Genomic DNA, 24499 nt, shown 5'->3' on the forward strand with positions numbered 1-24499 from the left:
GGGATTTGGCCAGAGGACCATGAGCCGCCCGATGATAATGAGCAGATTGTCTGCCAAAGCCGGCTCGGCGGGGTGCTGAACCATCATGAACGCACAGCCGCCTGATGCCAGTCTGCGTCATTTTACGAAAGACCCTTCAAAATGTCGGCGAGCAATGAACAAGCGTATCCACCTAACCTAGCTGATCTAGCACGGTCGATCGCCACCGATGCGCACGACGGGCAGTATCGCCGAGACGGCGTTACTCCGTACATCGAGCACCCCGCCGCAGTCGCTTCGCGATCACCAAAGTCGTTGGGCTCGCAAGCCACAGCTTGGCTGCATGACGTGCTCGAAGATACCGATCTGACGTGCGAGGACCTGCTTCATCAGGGCATACCTGAGAACGTTGTCGCTGCCGTCGAAGCGCTCACCAAGCAAGAAGGTTTGTCGTACGAAGAGAACCTGCTGCGCGTCGCGGCGAACGAGTTAGCGAAGGACATCAAGATTGCTGACATGCTGAGCAATCTGGCGGACAACCCGACAAAGAATCAAATCCGCAAGTACGCTCGCGGCCTTCTGATACTCATGAGTGAGTAGGGTGAGTTGCGGTGATACTTCAAGGTCAGCCTGCCCCGCAATAATCTGATCTCGCCGCTCCACGGCTTTTTGTTGCTGAGAAGCGTCTTCGCTTCTCTTTTACGGCATTGATCGATGCATGCACTTGAAGCGAGCCGGCCTCGCGTCGGTGTCCAGGGTTTGCCGGAGGCACGCTGAAGATGCGCCTTCGCGTCTGCAGGCGTCCCTTGACGTCCGGCCGAGCCGCTCGCTTACCGTCAGGCACGAGTTCCATCCAACCGTATCGCTACACAACGACGAAAGGGGGCACGTACTTCCTCCATGAAAAACCGCTTGACTCACTCGTCAGTCTTGTGGCAACCAGAAAGGGTATGACAACTGAGTAGCAAGGAGCGTAACGATGCGAACAATCATAAGCACCGCCACCAATGACGCCGTCCTGCGGGTAGGTCGGCGTGGCTCGGGGCGATAGGAACAATAGGGCACATAAACCGAGGCGAGACATTTACCAGGAGGTCACAAGTCGGATCCTGGAATTGCTCGACGCGGGCGTGGCTCCCTGGCGTCGGCCGATTAAACGGTCGGCTCACGGCGATGGTATGCCAAAGAGCTTTTCTACCGGCAAGAACTACCGTGGGATCAATGTTTTTCTGCTGGCCATGACCAGTTGGGCTCACGGGTACGAGTCCGACTATTGGGCAACGTTCAATCAAGTCAAGAAGAACCAAGGTGCAGTGAAGAAGGGAGAGAAGTCAACGCTTGTGGTCTTTTGGAAACAAGCAACCACTAAAGATAAGGAGAGCGGCGAAGAGATTACTATCCCAGTCCTGCGCCACTACAACGTCTTCAATGCCGAGCAGTGCGAAGGTGTCAATGCTCCCGACCAAGTTGATGAGGAAGTCCAGGCTGAACCGTTTATTCCGATCGAAGAGGCTGATAGCATAGTCACCAACTACGCGAACGGTCCACTCGTAGTGCACATAGGATCAGCCGCGATGTATCTACCCAGCACTGACACAGTACGAATTGCGTCCCCGGATCGCTTTGAAGCCAGGGAGTCGTATTACGCGACGCTCTTTCATGAGCTTGTTCACTCAACCGGCCACAAGTCACGGCTCAACCGTGGCCTCAACGAAGCGCCCGCTCCATTCGGATCACTTGATTATTCGAAGGAAGAACTCGTAGCCGAGATGGGTGCGGCATTCCTATGTGCAACAGCCGGAATCAGCCCGCCCACGATTGAGCAATCAGCTGCTTACATCGACGGCTGGAGAAAGAAGCTGAAAGACGACAAGAAGCTGGTCGTGCAGGCAGCAGGGCAAGGACAGCGAGCGGCGGACCATATCCAAGGGCACGAATGGTCCAACCGGACACAGATGCCAAATCGCCCGCCGTCTTACATTCAAAGCTAGATATCGGCTGATTCTACGGCCTGACCAAGTGCTAGCTGTCGCGTCGGCAACTGGCATGGTAAAGTCTTCCTCGTTTTGCTATTCCCCCATCTTTGTCGATGGATCGCAAAGCCTACCTAAAAGCCTAATCGCACGGATGCGGCAACGTCTATGCCTGCACATCATGAACTTGCTCAACATATCTGGCAAATAGCCGACCTCTTGCGTGGGCCATACCGGCCACCGCAGTACGAGCGAGTTATGCTGCCGCTCACGGTGCTGCGCCGATTCGATTGCGTTCTCGCCGAGAAGAAAGACAAGGTTGTCGCCTCATACGAGCGGAACAAGGGCAAGCACGAAGGAGCTGCCCTCGACGCAATTCTAAACCGTGTCTCGGGTCAGAAGTTCCATAACAAGTCGCCGCTCGACTTCGCCAAGCTCAAGGGCGACCCGGACAACATCGATCAGAACCTTATCCGGTATATCGAGAGCTTCTCCGAGAACGTCCGCCGCATCTTCGAGTATTTCGAGTTCACCGCCGAAATCGAGAAGATGCGGGAGTCGAACATCCTCTATTTGGTCATTTCCAAGTTTGCAGACATTGACCTAGCTCCGCCTCCGCAGGGCAAGGTCGAGAACAAAGACATGGGACTCGCATTCGAGAACCTCATCCGTCGTTTCAATGAGCTAGCCAATGAGACTGCGGGGGACCACTTCACCCCGCGAGAGGTGATCCATTTGATGGTCCACCTTCTCTTCTCTCCGGACGATGACCTACTGACTAAGAGTTCAGCGACCAAGATGCTTGACCCGGCATGCGGGACCGGTGGGATGTTAGCAGAAGCTCAAAAGTACATGAATGAGCATAACCCCGATGCTTTCCTCTACACCTACGGGCAGGACTACAACAAGCGAGCGTTCGCGACCGCAGCGTCCGACATGCTCATCAAAGAGGTTGCCCACAACGGTGCCGGCGAGAATATCCAATACGGTGACTCGCTGATCGATGATCAGTTCGAGGGTCACAACTTCGACTACCTAATTGCCAACCCGCCGTTCGGCGTCGACTGGAAAAAGCAGCAGAAAGAAATCAAGCGGGAACATGAGAAGCTTGGCTTTGCTGGTCGCTTTGGGGCGGGGACACCCCGTGTGAATGACGGCTCGCTGCTTTTCTTGCAGCATATGATCTCTAAGTTTGAACCGAACGACCCCAAACGTCAGAAAAACGGATCGCGGCTGGCGATTGTGTTCAGCGGATCGCCTCTGTTCACCGGCGGGGCTGGCTCGGGTGAGAGCAACATCCGCAAGTGGATCATCGAAAACGATTGGCTCGAAGGCATCGTTGCGCTTCCGGAGCAGATGTTCTACAACACGGGAATTGGCACCTACGTATGGCTTGTCACCAATCGCAAAGAGAAGAAGCGGAAGGGCAAGGTCTTGCTGTACGACGCCCGCGAGCTGTTCATCCCCATGAAGCGGAGCCTCGGCGACAAGCGTCGCAAGATCGGCGAGGGGCCCGACGCAGACGGTGGGCCGGAGCCTGATCAGATCAGCGAGATCGTCAAAGGCTACGGCAATGCTAGAGCGAACGGGCGGGCTAAAATTTTCAAGAACGAAGAGTTCGGCTATACCCGCGTGACGGTCGAGCGGCCTCTCCGACTGCGGTATCGGATGACCGTCGAAGACAAGGCCCGCTTTCTCGACGCGGTGCCTCACTTGCTCGACGATGTACAGGCGATTGACAAGCAACTGGGCCGCAAGCCACTCGAAGATTGGAACGCGGTCGATCGCAAGGTCCGCAAGCTCATCAAAGCGAACGACTCGAAGTGGAAGGCAAGCGAGTACAAGCTGTTCCGCGATGTCTTCACGACCAAGGAGCCCGAGGCTGAGCCGGTCAAGGCGAGTGGCAAGAAGAAATCACCCTACTCGGACTACGAGCCTGACACGTCACTTCGCGACTTCGAGAACGTGCCGCTCACTGACGACATCGAGGACTACTTCGAGCGTGAAGTCCGGCCCTATGTCGCCGACGCTTGGATGGAACGGGAGAAAGACACGGTTGGCTACGAAATCAACTTCAACCGCTACTTCTACGAGTACCTGCCGCCCCGTCCGCTCGCGGAGATCGACGCCGAGTTGAAGCAGGCCGAGGAAGAGATTCTTCGGCTGCTGAAGGAGGTGACGACGTGAGAAACGAAGCCTTAGAGCAAGGAGACATCGCTGAACTCTGGGAAACCTCCCGTTCACAAAGCTGGCCTAAGCTCCGCATCAAGACATCACTCCGAAGTGTGGTCGGTGGGGTGTGGGGAGCCGAGCCGGAAGACGACACCGGAATAGTCTGCGTGCGGGTTGCCGATTTTGATAGAGTGCGGCTATGCGTAGACGACAGCCCGCCAACTAAGCGAAGCTACTCTGAGAGCGAGCTAAACGGCAGACAGCTCGTTAAGAATGACTTACTCATTGAGAAGTCCGGGGGAGGCAGCAACCAACCTGTGGGATGCGTTGTTCGCTTTGATGGCGATTACGAAGCGGTCTGCTCTAACTTCATTGCAAGGTTAGAGCTAAGAAGTGAACACGATGCACGATTCTGGGCGTACCTGCACGCTGCCATCTATTCAGCACGTCTTAACACCCTTGCGATCAAGCAGACCACTGGCATACAGAATTTAGACCTTGATCAATACCTTGGATTCCGCGTTGTCGCACCTCCCTATGAGTTGCAGTTGGCAATCGCCGACTACCTCGACCGTGAGACAGCGAAGATCGACACGATGATCGCGGCTAAAGAGCGGCTGTTGAAGCTGCTGGCGGAGAAACGCCGGGCCCTCATCACCGACGCCGTCACCCGCGGCCTCAACCCCGACGCCCCGATGCGTGACTCGGGCGTTGAGTGGCTGGGGGAGATTCCGGAGCATTGGTCAGTCGATCGGTTCAAGTTCCACATGCTCGGCATTGAGCAGGGATGGTCGCCACAGTGCCTAAATGTCCCGGCTGAGCTGGACGAATGGGGGGTGCTCAAGGCCGGATGCGTCAACGGCCCGGAGTTTGACACAAGCCAGAATAAGACTTTGCCGCCATCACTCGATCCAATAGTCGAACTCGAAGTGAAACCCGGCGACTTGTTGATGAGCCGCTCCAACACGACCAAGCTGCTAGGAAGCACAGCCCTTGTTCGCGAAGTCAGACCGAAGCTCCTAATATGCGATAAGCTCTATCGCATCGAAGTCAACGAGGAAACGGCACACAAGCCCTTCTTGGTCTATCTGTTGCGTTCGGCCCCGGGCAGACACGAGTTCGAGCGGGATGCAACAGGCGCAAGCAACTCGATGCAAAACATCGGACAGGATTCGGTCAAGAACGTTTGGCTGGTGTTTCCTCCTTTTGATGAGCAGGTTGCTATATGCAGATACCTCGACCAAACCCTGCAACGCATTGATGCACTTAGATCGAACAATCTGCAGACGGTCACGCTGCTGAAAGAACGACGGGCGGCGCTGATAGCAGCTGCTGTCTCAGGCGCACAGAAAGTGGAGGCAGCCACATGAGAGTTGAACGACTCCAACTTGCAAACCTTCGGGCGATTGAGGCCGCTGAGTTCAAGTTTCAGCCAGGCTTCAACTTGATCGTCGGCGTCAACGGCGTCGGAAAGACGACTGCCCTGCAAGCGTTAGCGGAGTGCCTTGCCCAGGTACTCTCCGAGCGGCACAAGGTCCGTAAGCCCGCGGATCAGTTCGAGCTAGATGATATCCGTGAAGGGGCGAATGCCTTCACCATCGAGTGCGACCTGTGGATTGAAGGCGAGACCTACCAGAGGGTCTACCACCGCCAACGGTCACGCTATAGCGAGAAGGAAAGCGGAGCTGGCAATCCTCGCGATACCGTCCACGAGACGCCCGACCGAGAGGAATACATCGGCCCGGCACCGCCCGTCGTTCCGTCGAATGCGTCTGTGAATCGTGGGCTAGGCGTGTATTTCTCGACGCGGCGGGCACTACCCTCCGAGGCACAGCCGCGGACTGGCAAGTCTTCCGGTAGCCAGAGCTACACTACGGCGTACAGCGATGCATTCGCGAATAGAGAACTTCGGCTTTCGGAGTTCGCGAGCTGGATGAAGACTCGCCAAGCGTTGGCGCAGGAGCGGCCGTCTGACGCCAAAGTGCTGGATGACCTTGCCCAGGCGGTGACGCGTTTCCTGCCCGGGTACGCCAATCTGAGGCCAAGTGACGACGAAAAGCTTTCGTTGCTTGTCGATCGCGATGGCACGCCGCTCGTAGTGCAGAAACTCTCTGACGGAGAGCGAGGCACACTCGCTCTGGTGCTCGACCTGACTCGTCGTCTGGCTCAGGCAAGCGCTGCCGCCGACGATCCAGCAAAGGAAGCAGAAGCGGTAGTCTTGATCGACGAGATCGAGTTGCACTTGCACCCCAGGTGGCAACGGCGAGTTATTAGGAATCTGACAGAGGCATTTCCCAAATGCCAGTTCATCGCGACAACCCACTCGCCGCAGGTGATCGGCGAAGTGCAGAACGATCATATCCAGATCATCGGCGATGACGGCGTCTACACCCCTGGCCATTCCTACGGGATGCGTTCAGGGCGTGTACTTGAGGAGATCATGGGAACGCCGGCTCAGACAGCGAAGATTGCTGACAAGATCAGTGAAGCTTCGGAAGCAGCAGCGAACGAAGACTACGCAACCGCTAAGAAACTGCTTGCCGAACTTGAGAGAGAACCCGGTGAGAGCGATCCCGATGTCACCCGCATCCGCTCGCTTATTAGCTTCATGGAGGGTGACGACGAATGAGGTCCATCAAGAAATGCAATGAGCCGGCGAGCTTAACAGAGCATCGCGCAAAAACACACACCAGCTATGCCAATTTGTCGTCCGACGCAAAGCAAGAACTTCGCAAATCATTGGTGAGCGAGCAGCAAGGCTTGTGCTGTTACTGCACGACTCGTATACGCGCAAATGCGGACGAGATGAAGATCGAGCACTGGAAGTGCCAGTCTGGGAACCAAGACTCGGAATTGACCTATGGCAATCTGCTCGCAGCTTGCCAAGGCGGGGTGGGGCAGCAGTATCAGGACCAGCACTGCGACACCCGCAAAGGAGATCAAGACTTGTCATTCAATCCAGCCGATCCCGCGCATGTGATTGAGAGACGAATCAAGTTTTATTTCGCGGATGGTCGGATTGGCTCCGACGATGAGCAGTTTGCCCGCGAGTTAGAAGACTTCTTGAACTTGAACCATTCTCGTTTGAAGGCGAATCGCAAGGGCAAGCTAGATGCTTTTTTTCAGTGGTACGAGCAAGCTCGTAAACCACGGAAACCGCGGCTTGAGAAACTTCTCGGTGAGATAACGAGCGAAGATGGCGAACTAGAGCCATTCAGTCCAATCGTCGTCGCTCTCGTGCGTAAGAAGCTGAGGATCACCGCATGAGTAACACTGCCACCAAAGAAGCCGCCTTCGAGACCGTGATCGACACCCATCTCGTCGATCATGGCTACGTCTCGGTGCCAAGCCCTGCGTTTGACTGCGAGCTAGCGATCTTCCCCGAGGTCGTGCTCGGTTTTATCCGGGAGACCCAGCCTAAGGAATGGTCTCGCCTGCATAAGTTGCACGGCGAGCGGACCGGCGATCAAATTATCGCTGACCTGTGCAAGTGGATGGACTCGCACGGCTCGCTCGCCACGCTACGGCACGGCTTCAAGTGTTACGGACGGACACTACGCGTGGCCTTTTTCAAGCCGGCCCACGGCATGAACCCCGACCTCGCGGCCAAGTACGCCGCCAACCGGGTCGGCGTCACCCGGCAGCTCTACTACAAGTCAGACTCGAAGAAGTCGATTGATGTCGTGCTGAGCGTCAATGGGATTCCGCTCGTCACGATCGAGCTCAAGAACCCGATGACCGGTCAGACGGTCGATAACGCAAAGCGGCAGTACCAGAACGACCGCGACCCGAACGACCCAATCTTCCTGTTTAAGCGGCGAACCTTAGTTCACTTCGCCGCCGATCCTGATCTCGTTTTCATGACAACCCGCTTAGCGGGTACGGCAACCTACTTCTTGCCATTTAACCGGGGCAATAAAGGCGGGGCCGGCAATCCAGCCGACCCAGCAGGCCGCTCCTACAAGACGGCTTACCTCTGGGAGCAAGTCTTTGAACGGGATAGCTTCCTCGACCTACTCGCCCGATTTCTGCATTTACAGATTGAGGATAAGCGGACCGAAGACGGCACCAAAGTTCGCCGGGAAACTATGATCTTCCCGCGTTACCACCAGCTCGACGCCGTTCGCAAGCTCGTCGCAGCGACCGAGAAGAAGGGGCCGGGCACGAACTACCTGGTCGAGCACTCAGCCGGCAGCGGCAAGAGCAACACCATCGCGTGGCTTGCTCATCGCCTGTCATCGCTGCACAACACGAAGGACGAGCGGATTTTTGACTCGGTCATCGTCGTGACCGATCGCGTCGTGCTCGATCAACAACTTCAAGACACTGTTTACCAGTTCGAGCACCGCATGGGGGTGGTCCAAAAGATCGACGACGACTCGCGGCAGCTCGCCGAGGCCCTAGAGAACTCTGTTCCGCTCATCATCACAACGCTCCAGAAGTTTCCGTTTGTCTCTCGCCAACTTCTCAAAATGGCGGAGGAACGCGGCGAGGAAGCGAGCGGGCTGCTTCCTACTCGCAAATGCGCTGTTGTCATTGATGAAGCCCACAGTTCGCAGTCGGGTGAGACCTCGACTGAATTGAAGGCGGTCCTCGGCGGTGAAGACCTTGCCGACCGAGCGAAGAAGGCTGCCGAAGAAGACGGGGAATCGAAGCTAGAGGAACTCTACCGTTCGATGGCCAAGCGGAGTCGTCAAGCGAACCTTAGTTTCTTCGCGTTCACGGCAACGCCGAAGCACAAGACACTCAAGGTGTTCGGCTCAGACCGAGAGCCACACCGATACACGATGCGGCAGGCGATCGAAGAAGGCTTCATTCTCGACGTACTCCGCAACTACGTTACTTATGCGACCTACTTTCACTTACTGCGGGCTAGCGACGATGATCCGAACGTCGAGCGGAAGAAAGCGGCTAGGGCACTTGCCAGGTACCTGAAACTTCATCCGCATAACGTTGCCCAGAAGACGCAGATTATGGTTGAGCACTTCCATGCGGTGACTCGACATAAAATCGGCGGTCGTGCGAAGGCGATGGTCGTGACTGGTTCGCGTTTAGAGGCAGTACGCTACAAGCAAGCGTTCGATAAGTATATCCGTGAGCGAAAGTATCCAATCAAGACGCTCGTCGCTTTTTCAGGCACCGTGACCGACGACAAGCTCAAAGATGTGAGCTATACCGAAGTAGAGATGAACGACGGCGTGAAAGAGAAAGAGTTGCCTGAAGCTTTCGGAACGCCCGACTATCAGGTGCTTCTCGTCGCGGAGAAGTACCAAACTGGCTTCGATCAGCCGCTGCTTCATACGATGTTTATTGACAAGCGGCTTTCGGGCATTCAAGCGGTGCAAACGCTCTCGCGGTTGAACCGCACTCACCCACTCAAGGAGGACACTTTTGTTTTAGACTTTGTCAAAGACAACCGCGACGAGGTACAGACGGCATTCAAGACCTACTTCGACGGTGCAGAACTTGGTGAGGACGTAGACCCGGCAAAGATGTACGAGGTGAAGGCCGAACTCGACGCGTCAGGAGTCTACTTGGCCGAAGAAGTCGAGCGGTTCGCTGCGATCTACTACAAGCCGCGACGCAAGCAAAGCCCGGCTGACCACCAGGCGATGAACGCGACGCTCGATCCGGCAGTGTCCCGATTCAAGGTCAAGCAATCGGACGACAATGACGAGGCAGAGCTTTGGCGCGGCAAACTAGCAGCTTACCGCAACCTATATGCCTTCCTTAGCCAAGTTATCCCCTATCAAGACTCCGATCTTGAGAAGCTCTACACCTACCTTCGACACCTAGCTCCCAAACTTCCTAAAAGGCAGACAGGGCCGACCTACGAGTTCGACGACGAAGTACGGCTGGACTACTACCGACTTCAAAAAATCAGTGAAGGCTCGATCAGCCTTGCCGATGCCGAGCTACGCCAACTAGACGGCCCTGTCGAGGTCGGAACCGGGATCGTCCGTGAAGAAGAGGTGCCGCTTTCACGCCTGATTGACGTGGTCAATGATCGTTTCGGAACTGATTTCACAGATGCTGACCAGTTGTTCTTCGATCAGCTTGTTGAAGAGGCGATGCGTGATGAAGGGTTAAAGCGAGCTGCCGAGGTCAACCCTGCGGACAAGTTCGAGTTGGTCTTCAAGAACCTACTCGAAGCACTTTTTATTGAACGAATTGACCAAAACCAGGATATTTTCGCCCGCTTCATGAATGATGACCTGTTCCAGAAGCTTATCACGGCCGGACTCAGCGAAGAGACCTATCGTAGGCTACGAGGCATGCCGAATACAGACACGCCAAAGAAGTAGTCGGCGCGACAACGGTACACAACGAAGCGACTCCGGTTGCCCTTCCTATAAAGCTAGCGTTCAGCGAATCGCAGTTCTTGCAGTCGGCGTCCTTTCCGTGCTACTGCTGGCGGATGAAGGAGCAATTCGCACTCGCAGCCAGCAAAGACGTGCTGGATCACCTAGATGCGGCTGCCGCTCAAGCGGGCCTCAGCCGTGGCCAAGCGTTCGAAGACTTCCTGACGTTTGTGCGGTGCAGCTTGTCAGGGCAGACGATGGAAGAAGAGTATCTGCAAACCGTCGCCAAGGGATACGCCAAAGGGAAAGAAGGCGAGCGTGGCATTGATTTGGTGGGCAAAGCGTTTGGCTCACTCGTCATGGCGATGGAAGAGACCGGCCAGGATGTGCTTGGCGATATCTTTACCGGTGGCATCACTTATGGCGAACGCGGCCAGTTCTTCACACCTGACGCCATATGCGAGCTGATGGTCGAGATGACGACCGGCCACGATGGCGAAGAGCCACGCTCCGTGAATGATCCCGCCTGCGGGTCAGGCCGCTTTCTGCTGTCGGTCGGCAAGAAGCATCCCAACTGGGAGTTTGTCGGTCAGGACGTAGACCACCGCTGTGCCCAAATGACCGCGATCAACCTGGGGCTCAACGGCCTCAAAGGCTGGGCCGTCTGGCAAAACACCCTCACCTTTGAATGCCATCGTACTTACCGTATCGGTTTCAACCTGAGCGGCGGTGTCATTCGCGAAGTCCCGGTGGAGGACTCGCCATTCGGTAAGGCTTCGTCGAAGTCAGACATCAACTTTATTGGGGAGGATATTGCAGCTCCGGCAGTATTGGAGTTGCTAAAGCCGCCGAAGCCTGATGCAGAGACAGGGACGCAACTTGACATGTTTTAGGGCTGCTTTTCATCGTGCGACTTGATCGCTCTGCCAATGTGATAATAAAGATTAGGGAAAATCATGTGCCGCGATTGGACTTCGAGTGGATCGCCTGCCAGGGATGCTCCCATCGAACGGCAGCTGTAACTCCGGGCTTTAGAAAATCGTAGCACTCTCCGCAACGCACCGTACGGCAAGTGATTTCCGCTGTGATATGAGGACCCTCACTCAACGATTGACACAACGGGCAGAGAATCGTTAGCTGGGAATAATTTTCGCTCATCATCGTTCAACAATAAATCGAAGTGCAGGAAAATTGCAACCGGTACCTGCCGTTGACTTTTTTTTTCTTGCGCTCGTGTACCGCATACTTTACTATCGATCGTATGAGAGATTGGGGATACAAACCACTGGAGAACGATGGAGCGTTAAATGAACTAGGCCGGCTCTTCGAAGAGAGTCGGCTAGCCGACAAAGTAATTGAATCGTTCGAGCAAGACGTTCACGACAACTCGGCTGAAATCAGAGCAACGGCTTACTTGGTTTACATCCTAGCAAATCACGGTTTGTGGCAAGACGGTCGACTAGCTGAAGTCACATCTCTCGCCATTTCTCGGTTGCAAACCATTCTAGATGAAGAAGTCGAAGAAAACGTCAATCTTCATGGTGAAACGATTCATCTCTTGAACCAGTTGCGCCAAGTAGAGCCCAAGCCCGGACAGAATGTTAGCTACCCTCCTTGCGAACCTTGAATATTCAATTTCGAAGCGCAAAATTGAGCCCCAACCTATAGTTAGTTGCGACTACCGATTCCGCAAGCGGCTAGATCCACAGCTATTGGCTTGATTGCAATCGGCTGGAACGGGTTTCGCATGACTCAATGGACTTTAGAAATTGCGTCTCCGCCAAAGACCGAGTGTGAACCGGATCCTTCAACCTCTTGTGAAGATAGCAGACTCGAACAGAGTTGGTTGAGATGGCCAGAACTTTCATCCCCCGGCCTGGGACTGAAGGATGGCTGACCGATAAAAAGTTGACTCCTTTACGAATCAAGCGTAGCGTCGTCCTTGACACTGATGTCGAGTAACTTATTAAAGGAGTGACACTATGAGCAACACCTCAGGAGGTCCAATCGCGACCCTCAAAGACCATTATATCAAAGCAGCAATCTGGAAAAACGAATCCGACAAAGGAGCCTTCTATTCCGCCACCATTGAACGCACCTACAAGCAGGGTGACGAGTACAAGTCTTCCCAATCATTCAGCGGACGTGATGTTTTGGCAGCAGGGCAGCTTCTGCTGCGAGCCTATGAGCAGATCCTGGAGCAAGAGCAGGCTGACTTCGCAGCAAGTCAACCTAAGCCAGAATGCTAGGCAATTCCCTATTTGCTGGTGAAAACCCCGAGGTTAGGTAGCATAGCTACCGCTTTGGTCGTGGCGTTCGCCGGGGCTGCAGCCTGGGTTTGCGTCGGGGCTTCCGGCGCTTCTTCAGCTGAGGAGTCAGACGACGTTTATTTGTCCGTTTGGGCGAAAGGCCTGCCACCCTCTTAAATTTCGCCGCCAGCAGTCGCTTGATCACGAGCGTTTTCTTTAAGCTGGGCGAGGCGGGTTTGGCCATCGGTCTCCCCTCCTCCTATTGTCCGATACTTGGCGCATTGAACGAGGCGGCAACGGAACTTCGTGACCGCATCAGAACCTGGTTCCAATCTTCGCCAAGCTCGGCGGGGCGGTCGTCGCGATAACCAAGATCGACCCGGCCTGATTGCTTCACAAGTTCAGCAAGGTGAGCAGTCAGTGCGTCGCCCGCCTCGTCGTTGTCGAACGCAGCGACGATCTGAGCCCCCTCCTCCATGCGTCGGATCGCTGAGAGCACTAGTGCCGGTTGTTGCGGGTTCATCCGCCCGCTGAGCGAAGCCACGCGAAGGCCCTCTAATCCACGAACAGCAAGGTAAGAAAGGGCATCAAGGCCACTCTCCGCAAAAGCAAGCACGCGGTCACCAGTAAATCCGGCAGACATCCAAAGCCCCTTACGGCCCCCTTTGCTGAACATATTTACGTCAGCCCCTTTGATCTCGTAGCCGACCAACTGGCGATGGTCGTCCCCTCCTCCCGCGGACGCTCCCCAGTGCGGAAACACCACCGAACCACGTCGCGGGCAATAGCGTACGCGTCCCCGCAGTCGTTCACTTTGCAGCATATTAAATGGAATCCCACGCGTCTCGCAAAGATAAGCATGAGGCTGGGCAATAGGGTCGAAAGTGGAGTACCGAGCCGCGACGCCTAGTAGGTCGGGTTCGCTCGGCCGGATCGTTTCGGCATACCGCGTGGCGTATTGCTCGCGTACGTTGGTAACGTAGCCCGAGTTCAGGAAAGGCCGTAACAATTGACGGACTCGACCCAACGAGCATCCCGGCTCGATCACTCGTTGAGCGAAATCAATGGCCGTTCCGCTTGAACTCGGATCGAAGACACTGCAGTAGACAAAGTGCGAGCCGTTCTGGGCGACGATGATCTTGTCTCTCCCACTCTGCATGAGGACTGAATGCCGTGTCGATTTGCGACGGTTTATTTCATAGCCGTGGGCGCTAGCGATAAGACTCAGGTTGAGCTTTTTGAAGGCCTCCACCTCCGACGCACGATCCAAGTAGTTCATGTTAGTAGCCCCCTCACCCGAATAGCTTCTGCCAGAGCGACTTGTTCCGCTCTGCATGCAACGCTCGCTTATAACGCTCTAGCTTCCGCTCGGCCTCCTCACTCAACTGGCGTTCCCGGCGGGCTTGTTCTTCCTGATTGGCGATCCGCTTCTCTAGGGATTTAATCGATTTTCCCCAGTCCCCTACTCGGTCGGTAGTGTCTTGCGACTGGTCGGTAATTAGCAGCAAGGCCTTACTGTGCTGATCCTGCGACTTGGCAAGGTTCTCACGCAAATTGGCGATCTCATCTTCCAGCTGTCGCCGTTCGCGCGTCCGTTCCGAGAGCAGGTTTTCTTGCGTTGATTCACTAGCAGCGAGCTTCTCGGTCAATCGGACAATCTCTGCCCTGACGTCCAAATCGGACGAGTCCTGACGATCTCTGACAGCATTGGACGGCGCATTGATCTGGTCAATCGTCTTCACCAGCGGATAGACCCGCTCCAGTTCTGAAACGTCGATGACCTTCTTGTTCTTGCCATCCCGCGAACTCGAGAGCTTACCCGACTTGGTGGCGGCATTGATTGTTTCGCGACTCTTGCCGGTTAAAAGGGCGGCTTCCCTGACACTCACTTTGGACATGTTGGACAACTCCTGACAGCAACTTCAGTGAAGAGCGTGCCATAAGTGGAACCGAAAGGCGAGCAAAACTTTCTGTCAGATCAGCCTGACAATCGGACCGGTGGACGATCAGACCTGACGTCAGGTATCTAACTAGGTTGTCAGGACGCTGCGTATCGCATTGAACGGCAACACCTTTTTCAGTCAGGTGTATTGTCAGACGCTGTCAACTTGATTGACGCTCTGACAATGTGTTACTGTCAGGCAGTCGATTCCTTTTCTTGGGGATTCTTTCGAGAGGAACTGAGGGCGGAATTGATCCCCTACTCCATTCGCGAGCAGGGTCTTTTCTTTCAACCCACGACCAAGGAGGGCGTCACCCGAAAGAAGTCACGAGACCATAGAAAAAACCGCCGTTGGCGCGGTGGTTTGTAGACAAAGAGCGTCTTTGCGTTGATCTGATAACTTACCCTAGCGCTCTTTAATGAAAGATGCAAACCTTTTCTGGTTCGGCAGCGTTTATTTGCGGCCTGACTATCGCATCTTGTGGACTCGCACGGATGAGGGAACGCTAATGCATGAATGCAAGAGACAACAGTCAATCAGTATCCTCAAGGAGGGGGCCGCGTAGCCTCCGACCAGTACCGGCACTCTCAAGAGCAGTGCCTCGACTTCACGGGCCTCGATCAAACCGTTGACCGCTACCAGCTGCTCTTGCTAGTAAAGCGAGTCGGCAAGCTGGCCGGTTTCACGCCGCGGATGATTCAGCTTTTGGATTACTACATGGCATACACAACACAAGCTGACTGGGAGGAGGGGAGTCGTCCGATCGTGTTTCAATCGTTGTCGCGCACAGCGATGGATCTGGGCGTCGGCGAGCGGCAAATCCAGAAACTAGAAAAGCAGCTTTTTGAACTAGGTGCCATCTCCTGGAACGATAGCGGCAACCACAAACGGTTCGGCCACCGCGACCCGAAGACGGGCCGGCTGCTATTCGCCTATGGCGTCGACCTAGCGCCACTGGCTTATCTCAAGGAGGAGCTGGAAGCCAAGCTGCAAGAAAAACAACTTTACGCCGAGGCCTGGCGGGCGACAAAACGGGAGATTTCCGAATGCCGTCGTCAGGTTCGCTCACTGCTACTGGAGTGGAGAGAAGAGGGGGCTGATCCCGCCCAGCTGGAAGGCTACGAGTCGGCCTACCGCGAAATCGCCTTCGAGCTGCGCAGCCACATCGACCTATCGCGACTGCGTACACTCTCCAAACGCCACACAGCCCTCACCAAGGCGATCCGTGAATCGATGGGAGTAGGAGCCACTCCTCAGAAAGAGCAACCAACAACTTCTTTTCCTATTGCCCCCACCACGCCGAAAAGACCATGCAGACACGCACAAAAGGTCGCGCACTCAGAACACACCAATCCAGTTAAAAAAAGAAGAGAAAGGGAACCATTCTTCCACCCCGAAAGCTCGTGCCAGAGTCCGAGGTCTGAGGCCAGTTTGGCGATAGGGACGATAACGATCCACCAGCTTGTGCGGAGCGCTAGCGAACGCTTCCGGGAACACCTGCCGTATAGCTCGAAGCGACTTGCCTGGAGCGACGTCATTGAGGCCGCTTATCGCCGACGAGCCGAATTGCATATCAGTAAACAAAGCTGGGCTGAGGCTTGTGGAGCTCTAGGACGAGTAGGAGCCGCGGTTGGATTGGTGCTAACCGACCGCGCCGCATGCCGTGTCAACAATCCAGTGAAGCACGCGACTGCCTACTTTCGCAGGGTCTGCAACGGCATGGACCAGAGCTGCACTCGTCACTCACCCTGAGAGCCTCTTGTCTTGCTCTGGAATGCAGATATACCTGGCAGGTGAAAATGGCCAAGCCCATGCTCGACCCACTCCTCGAACAGGGAGGGGCTTATCCGGTAGGTCGTGTCCCCCAAGACGTCTCCCGCCCGGTTCGTGTACTGGACATAAACCATGCCCGGGGAAGTCGCTGACAGTGGGTGCTCAAACTCCCGGTCCGTATAGAAGTCGGCTCGCCAAGCGCCAGGAGGCAGCATGGCTTTGAGCTTCAGACGGGTGGCGAGGCAGTCCCGGGCAGCCTTTGCCGGCAGTTGGCCAGCGTCGGGCAGGTGCCTCAGAATACTGAGGTCCTTGACCGGGAGCTGGTCATGGGCAACGAACAGGTACGCCTCGACTGCGCAAGACTCGGATGAGGAAGCGACCGGTTTGAGGGCGACACCACAGCTCACCCCATGGTTACGTATGTTCAGCCCGGGGGTCGTTTTGCCATTGCCGAGCCGACCACGGATCGTGACGCTCGACCAAATAGGCGGCAGACGGAAGGTTGTCTTGCCGTTGAGCTTCGAGACATCGAACGTCATTGGGCTCGATTGCCTCCAGGGTGCCGACGGATCGTTCGACGTAAGCGTTCCTTCGCTCTTGCTCGTTCCACCGTGGTACTCTCCAACGATCACCAAGTGGGTGAGGCGTGGCAGAGCATTCTGGATGCCGTTCAGAGAGAGTTGTCCAGCGCGGAAGACAGCCGCTTCGTCCTCCGGACCCAGCCACTCAAACCACGCGGTCGCTTGTTCCTCGTACTTGCGGACGGCCACTTTAGCGCGGGTGTAGAGAGTTGGCTCAGTGGTTTTGTCGTTCCTCAGTTCAAGCTTCACCCAGAGGTTGGGGGAAGACCGGACGTCGCTGCTGACCAACGCAAACGCCTGCTTGAGCGTGTAAGACGGTCGGCTGCCGTCTTTAGGGCCTCTCGCCCCAATAAGCACAGCAATCTGGCGAGCGACCGACCGCATCGGCTTGGATTCATCATTGGTGTACAAGAGGTCGCGTACAGCGGTCGAGTACCGCTCGGAATACTCCGCGTCGATGACCCATCCCGCCCCCGTATGATCCATGCAGCGCCCAGTCGCTGCGTTTCGAAATAGCCCTTCGACGAAGCGGTCGTTCTCTTTCTTGATATCGCGTGCGACGTTGTACGAGTAGGAAAGCGGTCCACTCACGCCGGCGACCGGTTGCCCCGTGTCATCAACGAATCGAAGGAAGATTGGTCCGCGTTTGGAAGCCTCGTCCGCGTTCAGGAAGGCGCGGAAGCCCACGCGATCATCGCCCCGCCGCAGGGTTTTCCAGGGCAGATCATCGACCCGATACTCGATCCTGCCGGGGAGCTGGGTTTTGTCGTCGCGTAGCTGGACCAGCAGGACGCCCTGATCTTTGCCACTGCTTGAGCGGCTCCCAAATGGCTCTTGGTATCGCAGGGCGCTCTTCAACTTGACGCTAAATAGACTTTCATCGGGAGGCGATGCAGGCGAATGGCCCGGGTCGTCGTCTGGCCCTGGGGTTGCGGGCCTTGGCGTCTCGGGCTTCCGCTCGGGTACCGGCGGCTCGGCGATCTCCTCTCTATCCGACGAACCCCGCTCATCCGCCTCGGGCGTGAGGTCGGGGACACCCGGATCGCTCGCCGCCTCGCCTCGTTTGATATCCGCAGCTTGATCGGTATCGGGTGGCGATTCACCAATCGGTTCACTGAATTGCCACAAACCAACGGCCAAGGCGACCCCCAGGGCAGCCATCGTCATTTGCGAGGTCTTGGATCGCCGCTTCGCTTGTAATGAGTTGGCTAGTTCGCCCACCGAAGCGAATCGTTCTTGGGGAGATGCCTCCAGAGCGCGAAGGCAAGTCTTCTTGAGCGCCTTCGGGTAGCTCGAGAGCCTCAGAACCCCTCGACGATCGATCAACCCAGACTGGGAACGCTCCAAAGAGGATTGCTGGGTCTCGGCTGCGCAGGGCGGGCGCCCCGTCATCATCCAATAGAGCACGGCCCCAATCGAGAATAAGTCGCTAAGCTCACCGTCTTGCTTGCCATCGGCCGTTGCTTGCTCCGGGGACATGAAAGCCGGCGTGCCGTGGAACTCAGTAATCGCCGCTCGCGACGAGCCCCAACTCGACCGGTCGATCGCCATCCCCAGATCGATCAGCTTCACCGCTCCCGAGTCATCGAGCCAGACGTTCTGCGGCTTGATGTCCCGGTGCAGGATGCCGCGGCCGTGCAAGTGATCGACTACGCCGCACAGCTCGGTGGCGACACGCACCGCTTCCTCGGCCGTGGGGCGATGCGTGGCGTACTTGTCGGCAAGCGTCATGCCGCGCAAGAAGGGCATCACGAAGAAGGCTCGATCTTCATCAACGCCCGAGGCGATGACGTCGGGGATGCCCGGGTGCTGGCACTGACCGAGCAGCTCCCGCTCGCGGAGCAGCAGTTCGTTGTGCTTGGGCGACGCGCTGAGCTTGATCGCCACGGCGCTGTGCATGTCGTCTTGGGCCCGCAGCACGATGGCCTGGCCCCCTTCGCCTACGACCCGCAAGACGCGATAGCCCCGCAGCTCGACCGGCAACCGGTAGCCCGCGGCAAGCAACGGATAGGCGTCGCTTAAGACCTGGGCCAGATCGGGAAAACGTGAACGCAGCTCGTGGAGTGTTGGCGTGCGGCCTTGCCGTTTGCGGTCGTGATCGATCAGCTGAGGAAGCAACTGAGAAATGAGAACCGACCGCAATTCTTCGGGCGCCGCCTTGACCGCCTTCTTCAGCGCAGCGGCGCCCTCGTACTCGTAGCTCTGATCGAACGTGTCGATCCAAACACTCACCGCCGCCTGCTCTTCAGCAGAAAGGGCGGAGTAGGTACGGGGGTGGTCGCTCAAGCGTCTCCCCCTGGTGGATCGCCCTCACGTGCTGGCTCAAGCAGGCCACGGATCTGCGCGAGGCGGCGACGGACTTGATGCTCAGAGAGACGAAGGCGTTGCGCAATGTCCGCCGTTGTGTGGCATTCCAGTTTGAAGCGGGCGATCTGCAGTAGCTCCTCGTCAGCAATCGAATCGGATAGTAGCTGCAGCGCCTGGGCAACATAAGCTTCCACATCTTCGGGGCTCGCCGCGGCGTCCGTGAAACTTCCTTCAGCCGCTCGGCCATCATGCTGTGGCGCCAGTTCACTGTACCGTACCGCCCGTTTGTTCTTCTGGTAGCGCTGAGTAGCTGCTGCTTTATCGATTTTTCGTGTGAGCTGTCGCTCAAGCTCAGGCCAGAGGCTGTCGGGGTCGGTGGAAGGAGGGAGCTCCCCTTCGTTGGTCTGTCGCAAGTAGGTCCGCAGCGTGCTCATGACTGTGTCCTCGGTGCTGACAGTTCCTTTGCGCATCCACCAGAGTGATCGCTCAGCTTGGGTGGTGAGTCGGTGCATGAGCGCCGACCACTCCGCCGGTGAAATCTCACGCGGAGTGTTGTGAGAGGGATCGTGATCTGGATTGGATTCATTCATAGGGCAATAGCTCACAAGGCGACGAGAGCCCCATTCTAGCGGAAAAAGGCTCCCAGGTCATTCAGCAGCCTGCAGAGCCTACTGGCAAAAAGTTTTTTCGTTTTCCGCGCGCATCTTGGGCTGCTCCCATCCCTGTATGGGTGTCAGCCTTGTCACCGGCTTATCCAGAACCGCCATGCGAAAGGAAATTGAGATGATTACTGAAGCGAACGTGGAGAACACAGTGCCCGATCCGAACCTAGTCACCTTGGACGCTACCCGCATTCCAGAAACAAGTTTCGACGGAGACCCCAATCCCTACCTTTGTGCCTCAGAGGCATTCTGGGATTGGCAACTTGATGTGGACGAGCGGCGCGAGCCTTGGACACCTGAAAATCAAGAGGTGATTCACGCGGCAAGTAGCTTTCATTACACACTCACGATGGCGCGTTCCTGGGTCACCGAGAAGACGTCGCGCAAGGAGCTTTGGCGGTCGCTGATGGGCTGGGGATGGTTGACCTATGAGAACCCAGAGTACGAAGAGGGTGATCCGATATTGAGCTGGCAATTCGACCCTTACTCCCAGTTCCGACACAAGCCGGAAATGTTGTTGACCGCGCCAGTTGAGAGTGAGCTTGTTCGTGTTGTACTCGAAGAGTCGCGAACGATCAGGTTCACACTCAAGCCATCCAATCAAGGCGAGACCCGATTTATCCTTGCTGCAGTCGCCAATCGGTACGGCAGCCTTTCCAAGGCTAAGCAAGGCTACCGGGACCATCTGATACATAAGGCGCGGAGTCAAAACGCCAGCAAGTTCAATTAGCTCACGTAGTCATTACTTACCAACACCGAAAGGTCTGCTTCGGCAGAGACAACCATGTTTCTATTCCTATTCCGCAGAGTCATTTGGCGTGGCTTCCTTTGGTCGGCCAAACATGCCTGCCGCCTGTTCTACCGCAACGCCAACCTCCAAGCATTGATCCTAACACCTCTGGTCATGTTGCTACTGATCCTACCGGCAACTTTTAACCGCTCTGACCACAAACGTTCAGAGCCGAGCCGACCAGCCGCGTCAAACGTCAGTTATTCGGCTGATTTCTACGAACGGTCACCCTCGTTTCAATCCGAGCGGTGAGAGCACTTCACAATCGTCTAACCCAACTCCACGAACTCAACATCAACCAAGGTTCATTCCATGAATAACTACGGACCCCGTATCCTGATAAACATTTTCACAGGGGGCACCCTGGCAGCCCTCTGGCTCTGCATGGTATCGCCTCTAGTAGGCTCGCAGCACGTATCCGACACCACCCAGTTTTGGGGCAAAACGGCGTGGGCCATCGCGATTATTTACCTTCTCTCTTATGGCTTTCCCATGCTCCGTCGACGGCTCCGCTTACCGATCACCCTCTCGATCGCTACGGCCGCTGTCGGATTCGGATTCTTTTCAGTCGGCGCAGAGGCAGGACGAGAGCAAGCCTTCTGGCTTTCGTGCTGTGCTCTTGTGCCGGTATCGCTTCTTGTCGGTCCACTGGCGATTAGCAGCCTGACGAATACCCTCAGCCGTAACCGCTGGTTCCGCGAGACTTTCCGTCTTGGCAATGGCGACAGCGCTACCTGGGCAAACCGCGACGAGTACCACGCCCGTGTGATGCAGATCCCCCGCACCAAAGAAGGAAAACTCGGTTGGACCGACCACATCTTGTTAGGCGCTACCACTTTCCGGCATGACATCATGCCCCGACTGGTGGGCATCAAGACCGGAGTGCACCTCTGCACGGTCGGCATGACCAGTTCCGGAAAATCGGCCACCTCTCAATGGCCCAACTACGTGATGTATGGCGGCGCAGGCTTGATCGTCGACATGAAGGGGGAGCACGCTCAAGTGACTAGCAAGCGGCGTAGCGAAATTGGGCCAGTCAGTGTGTTTGATCCCCTGAACATAACCGATCTGCCCTCGGCGACTTGTAACGTCCTCGTCGGTATTGACGAGACAACCGACGACGGCTTGCAACAGATCGCTGCAATCCGCGAGGCGCTGATCTTACCGGAAAAGAAAGCGTCCTCCGGTCCACACTTCGCTGACAACGCGGGAACCCTGCTTGAAGGAGTGATTACTTTGGTCTGCCATACGCACCCCCCCGAGCTGCGAAACCTGGCGACGGTCGCCCGGATCATCGAATCCCGTAACCTAGAGACCGGAGTCTACGACGAGCAGGTTTGGTCGGGCGCGGTCTACGAAATGGCCAACTGCCCGCTCGGCCAATGTGTATCGGCAGCAAAGCTCATGATCGATGCGGCGGACGAAGAAGGAGGATCATTCAAAACGACGCTTTCCAAGAACCTTAGGTGGATCGCAGGCGAGGGGATGAAGAACTTTCTCTCGGGCACTGAGAACCCGCTCTTGGAACTCCCCACTCTGGGAGAGAAGAAACCAACGATCTATGTCGTCGTAGGACTTGGGAACGAGAACAACTTCAAACACTATATCCGGCTGATGGCGGCGATGGGCGTCTATTATCTCCGCCGCGACTTTCGCAATACCCTTCAGAAGCCGTCACCAAGCGTGCTTGTCGGCCTGGATGAGTACCCGCTCTACGCGGAGGGCCTCGACTCGATCAGTAACGGATTCGGCAACCTTCGCGAAGCGGGCTGCATGCTCTGGGTTGGCACCCAGAAGATCTCTCAGATTAAAGAGGCGATCGGGGAAGAACATTGCACGCTCCTGCTGCAAAGCTCCACGGTACAAATCTCTGGCGTAAGCAACGACAACACGGATGTCGCCAAGTGGGTATCGGATCAACTCGGCAAGCGAACGCTGAAGAAAAAGCAGGGCCGCGGACTCATGGCTAAAGAGGTCAGAGAGAAGATCGTTCCTTTAATGACCCCTCGCGAAGTCGAAGACACACTCCGACAGCACGCAGCCAACCAGATTATTTTCCCGGCCGATGGCGGCTCACCAATGTGGCTCCATCGCCGTGCCTATAAGGATTTTCGCATCGATGGCCGGCGATGCTTCAAGCCGCTACCTCTGGGCGATGTCTTCGAAGAGCGAAGATCCCCCCAGTCCCCATCCACCAGTCGTTCGTAACCTCAACTACTAACCCAAGATCAGGAGTGAGCCATCATGGCCAAACAACCCAGCAACAGCGCCGCCTCTCTCAGCGGTCGTCCCAAAGCGTTCTCGCACGTGAAAAGCGTTCGTCCCGGCTTTCAACAAGCGGCAGCTGGCAAGCAACAGAAAGCAAAGCTGCGAACAAAAGTCCCGCAAGTGAAGAAGCAGTTTTCCAAGGCCCATGAAGGGCCCCGCGAAAAACTCGCCAAGCCAAAGAAGCAGCTCGTCCCAACACCCAAGGGGAACGAGGTCAAAGAAGTCCACACGCAGGTCGAGCGTGAGAAGCAGGCCCGCAACCTTCGCCGTGACCAGAAGATGAAGAAATGGCGAGAGCGACGCGTGGAACCTTCGCACGGCGCCCGCCCCAAGCATGAGCTGAAGAAGCAGACGCCCGATGTGCAGATGAAGGCCGAAAAGAAACGTCAATTCCATCAGATGCTGCAAGCCAAGCGGGCGATGCGGCGCGGTCGCAGTCGCTAGAAAACGACCCTTGCGCACCCTCCCTTAAACATGAAAGGTTTCACCATGCACCAACTTTCTGAACAACTAACCGAAGCCCTGCTGGAGAACGACTCCCGCAATCTGGCTTTCCCCAACGGGGAAGCCGACGAGATCACAGCCACCTGGCATCATTGGCTCGCTTACGACGAGTTACAAGACGCTTACGGCTGGACCGAATCGGAATTGCTAGGCCTTATCGCCCTCGAACGCGAAGCGACCGGCCATGAGCTGGAGATCTGCTTCCAAATCGTTGTCGCCTACGTCTACGCCGATTGCCGACACGAGGTGACGGAGCTCGTCGGTGCCGATACTTGGCTCCCTTTGCTACCAAGCGGCTACCACCCCCGTAGCAGCGACACTCCCAACGCAGCCTAGCTCCAATCGTTCTTTCCTCTCTCCCCAACCTCAAACAAGGAACCCAAGCCATGAACCCCATCGAAGCGGGTAAAGAAGCCCTCGAAGCGATTGTCCTGCCACTCCGCGAAGAAAAGCAGCAGCTCACTAAGCGGATCACGGAAATCGATATCACCCTGAAGCCATTGGAAGCAGCGATCAACCCACTCGACGGCCGCGGACGAGGTGGCCGCAAGGCGAAGCCCAAACCGACCAAGCGAACCGCCAACCAAGAGGACGTCCGGCAGGTGCTTGTGAAGCTGGCCACCGACCATCCGGGTGTCAAGCAAGAGAGACTCCTAGAAAAGGCAAAGCAAATGCTCAAAGAACAGCACGGGCTGGATCTTAAAGGCTTCGCCAACCGCTGCCGTGAAGTGTTGGGCAGTGAGCCGTTTGAAATCGATGAAGCGGGCAGCGTCCGACTCGCAGCCGCCCCCAAAGCGAGCAGCGAACCGCTTGAAGCGATATTGCTCGCGAGTGAACCAAAAACGGCTGTGGACAATTTTGCCTCGGGCGTACTCGGAGGTTGAACCATGCGGTCGAATCACAGCAGGCTGAAGCTACCTAGGGCACCGCCTAGGAGACATGCCTATTCCAAAAAATACAAAACCCCTTAACCAACCACCCAAACCTAAACAAACA

At 56.3% G+C, this 24499-nt stretch carries 20 protein-coding genes; 16 read left to right on the forward strand and 4 right to left on the reverse strand.

Annotated features, from left to right (window positions below; all coding sequences use genetic code 11):
* The first annotated feature begins 141 nt into the window (after positions 1-141).
* The 10 genes from HG15A2_RS12455 (at position 142) to HG15A2_RS12500 (ending at position 12675) form a co-directional block, all read left to right on the forward strand.
* On the forward strand, positions 142-579 hold the full coding sequence (locus HG15A2_RS12455; RefSeq protein WP_145060545.1) for an HD domain-containing protein: 438 nt from the start codon (positions 142-144) through the stop codon (positions 577-579).
* A gap of 434 nt (positions 580-1013) precedes the next feature.
* Positions 1014-1970: an ArdC family protein gene (locus HG15A2_RS12460; protein WP_261342130.1), complete on the forward strand. Its 957-nt coding sequence runs from the start codon at positions 1014-1016 to the stop codon at positions 1968-1970.
* Between the two features lie 150 nt (positions 1971-2120).
* Positions 2121-4139, forward strand: coding sequence for a type I restriction-modification system subunit M (locus HG15A2_RS12465; protein WP_145060546.1), 2019 nt, complete (start codon positions 2121-2123; stop codon positions 4137-4139).
* Positions 4136-5494 carry a restriction endonuclease subunit S gene (locus HG15A2_RS12470; RefSeq protein WP_145060547.1) on the forward strand — a complete coding sequence of 453 codons (1359 nt, stop codon included), beginning with the start codon at positions 4136-4138 and terminating at the stop codon, positions 5492-5494. Before HG15A2_RS12465 ends, HG15A2_RS12470 begins: the two co-directional genes overlap by 4 nt.
* On the forward strand, positions 5491-6753 hold the full coding sequence (locus HG15A2_RS12475; RefSeq protein WP_145060548.1) for an AAA family ATPase: 1263 nt from the start codon (positions 5491-5493) through the stop codon (positions 6751-6753). The genes HG15A2_RS12470 and HG15A2_RS12475 overlap by 4 nt, the downstream gene beginning before the upstream one ends.
* On the forward strand, positions 6750-7391 hold the full coding sequence (locus tag HG15A2_RS12480; protein ID WP_145060549.1) for a retron system putative HNH endonuclease: 642 nt from the start codon (positions 6750-6752) through the stop codon (positions 7389-7391). The genes HG15A2_RS12475 and HG15A2_RS12480 overlap by 4 nt, the downstream gene beginning before the upstream one ends.
* Complete coding sequence (locus HG15A2_RS12485; protein ID WP_145060550.1) at positions 7388-10429, forward strand: type I restriction endonuclease subunit R; 3042 nt, start codon at positions 7388-7390, stop codon at positions 10427-10429. Before HG15A2_RS12480 ends, HG15A2_RS12485 begins: the two co-directional genes overlap by 4 nt.
* Before the next feature lie 113 nt (positions 10430-10542).
* Positions 10543-11319: an N-6 DNA methylase gene (locus tag HG15A2_RS12490; RefSeq protein WP_145060551.1), complete on the forward strand. Its 777-nt coding sequence runs from the start codon at positions 10543-10545 to the stop codon at positions 11317-11319.
* Between the two features lie 368 nt (positions 11320-11687).
* Entirely contained in the window at positions 11688-12053 is a 366-nt protein-coding gene (locus HG15A2_RS12495; RefSeq protein ID WP_145060552.1) for a hypothetical protein, read from the forward strand.
* A 355-nt stretch (positions 12054-12408) separates the two neighbouring features.
* Positions 12409-12675 carry a hypothetical protein gene (locus tag HG15A2_RS12500; RefSeq protein ID WP_145060553.1) on the forward strand — a complete coding sequence of 89 codons (267 nt, stop codon included), beginning with the start codon at positions 12409-12411 and terminating at the stop codon, positions 12673-12675.
* Positions 12676-12934: 259 nt separating this feature from the next.
* On the opposite strand, the gene HG15A2_RS12505 is transcribed toward HG15A2_RS12500, so the two are convergent.
* Both HG15A2_RS12505 and HG15A2_RS12510 read right to left on the reverse strand, forming a co-directional pair.
* Entirely contained in the window at positions 12935-13954 is a 1020-nt protein-coding gene (locus tag HG15A2_RS12505; RefSeq protein ID WP_218931923.1) for a toprim domain-containing protein, read from the reverse strand.
* Between the two features lie 13 nt (positions 13955-13967).
* Positions 13968-14573, reverse strand: coding sequence for a coiled-coil domain-containing protein (locus HG15A2_RS12510; RefSeq protein WP_145060555.1), 606 nt, complete (start codon positions 14571-14573; stop codon positions 13968-13970).
* A 561-nt stretch (positions 14574-15134) separates the two neighbouring features.
* Here HG15A2_RS12510 and repC point away from each other — a divergent pair.
* Positions 15135-16370: a plasmid replication protein RepC gene (gene repC, locus HG15A2_RS12515; RefSeq protein ID WP_145060556.1), complete on the forward strand. Its 1236-nt coding sequence runs from the start codon at positions 15135-15137 to the stop codon at positions 16368-16370.
* Here the strand turns inward: repC and HG15A2_RS12520 are convergent.
* The gene (locus HG15A2_RS12520) at positions 16358-19258 is read right to left on the reverse strand and encodes a serine/threonine-protein kinase (RefSeq protein ID WP_145060557.1); all 2901 of its coding nucleotides are present in this window, start codon (positions 19256-19258) and stop codon (positions 16358-16360) included. The two genes, repC and HG15A2_RS12520, sit on opposite strands and share 13 nt — an antisense overlap.
* Positions 19255-19869 (reverse strand): ECF-type sigma factor, encoded by a 615-nt coding sequence (locus HG15A2_RS12525; protein WP_145060558.1) that lies wholly within the window; start codon positions 19867-19869, stop codon positions 19255-19257. The genes HG15A2_RS12520 and HG15A2_RS12525 overlap by 4 nt, the downstream gene beginning before the upstream one ends.
* A 193-nt stretch (positions 19870-20062) precedes the next feature.
* Here HG15A2_RS12525 and HG15A2_RS12530 point away from each other — a divergent pair, with 193 nt between their 5' ends.
* From HG15A2_RS12530 to HG15A2_RS12550, 5 genes are all read left to right on the forward strand, one after another.
* Complete coding sequence (locus HG15A2_RS12530) at positions 20063-20671, forward strand: hypothetical protein (protein WP_218931924.1); 609 nt, start codon at positions 20063-20065, stop codon at positions 20669-20671.
* Between the two features lie 372 nt (positions 20672-21043).
* Entirely contained in the window at positions 21044-22939 is a 1896-nt protein-coding gene (locus tag HG15A2_RS12535; RefSeq protein ID WP_145060560.1) for a type IV secretory system conjugative DNA transfer family protein, read from the forward strand.
* A 36-nt stretch (positions 22940-22975) separates the two neighbouring features.
* The gene (locus HG15A2_RS12540) at positions 22976-23443 is read left to right on the forward strand and encodes a hypothetical protein (RefSeq protein WP_145060561.1); all 468 of its coding nucleotides are present in this window, start codon (positions 22976-22978) and stop codon (positions 23441-23443) included.
* Positions 23444-23488: 45 nt separating this feature from the next.
* A complete protein-coding gene (locus HG15A2_RS12545; protein ID WP_145060562.1) occupies positions 23489-23839 on the forward strand; it encodes a hypothetical protein in 351 nt (116 codons plus the stop codon).
* Positions 23840-23889: 50 nt separating this feature from the next.
* Positions 23890-24387: a hypothetical protein gene (locus HG15A2_RS12550; protein WP_145060563.1), complete on the forward strand. Its 498-nt coding sequence runs from the start codon at positions 23890-23892 to the stop codon at positions 24385-24387.
* Positions 24388-24499 lie beyond the last annotated feature (112 nt).

The sequence above is a fragment of the Adhaeretor mobilis genome (genome assembly GCF_007741515.1).
Lineage (GTDB): Bacteria > Planctomycetota > Planctomycetia > Pirellulales > Lacipirellulaceae > Adhaeretor > Adhaeretor mobilis.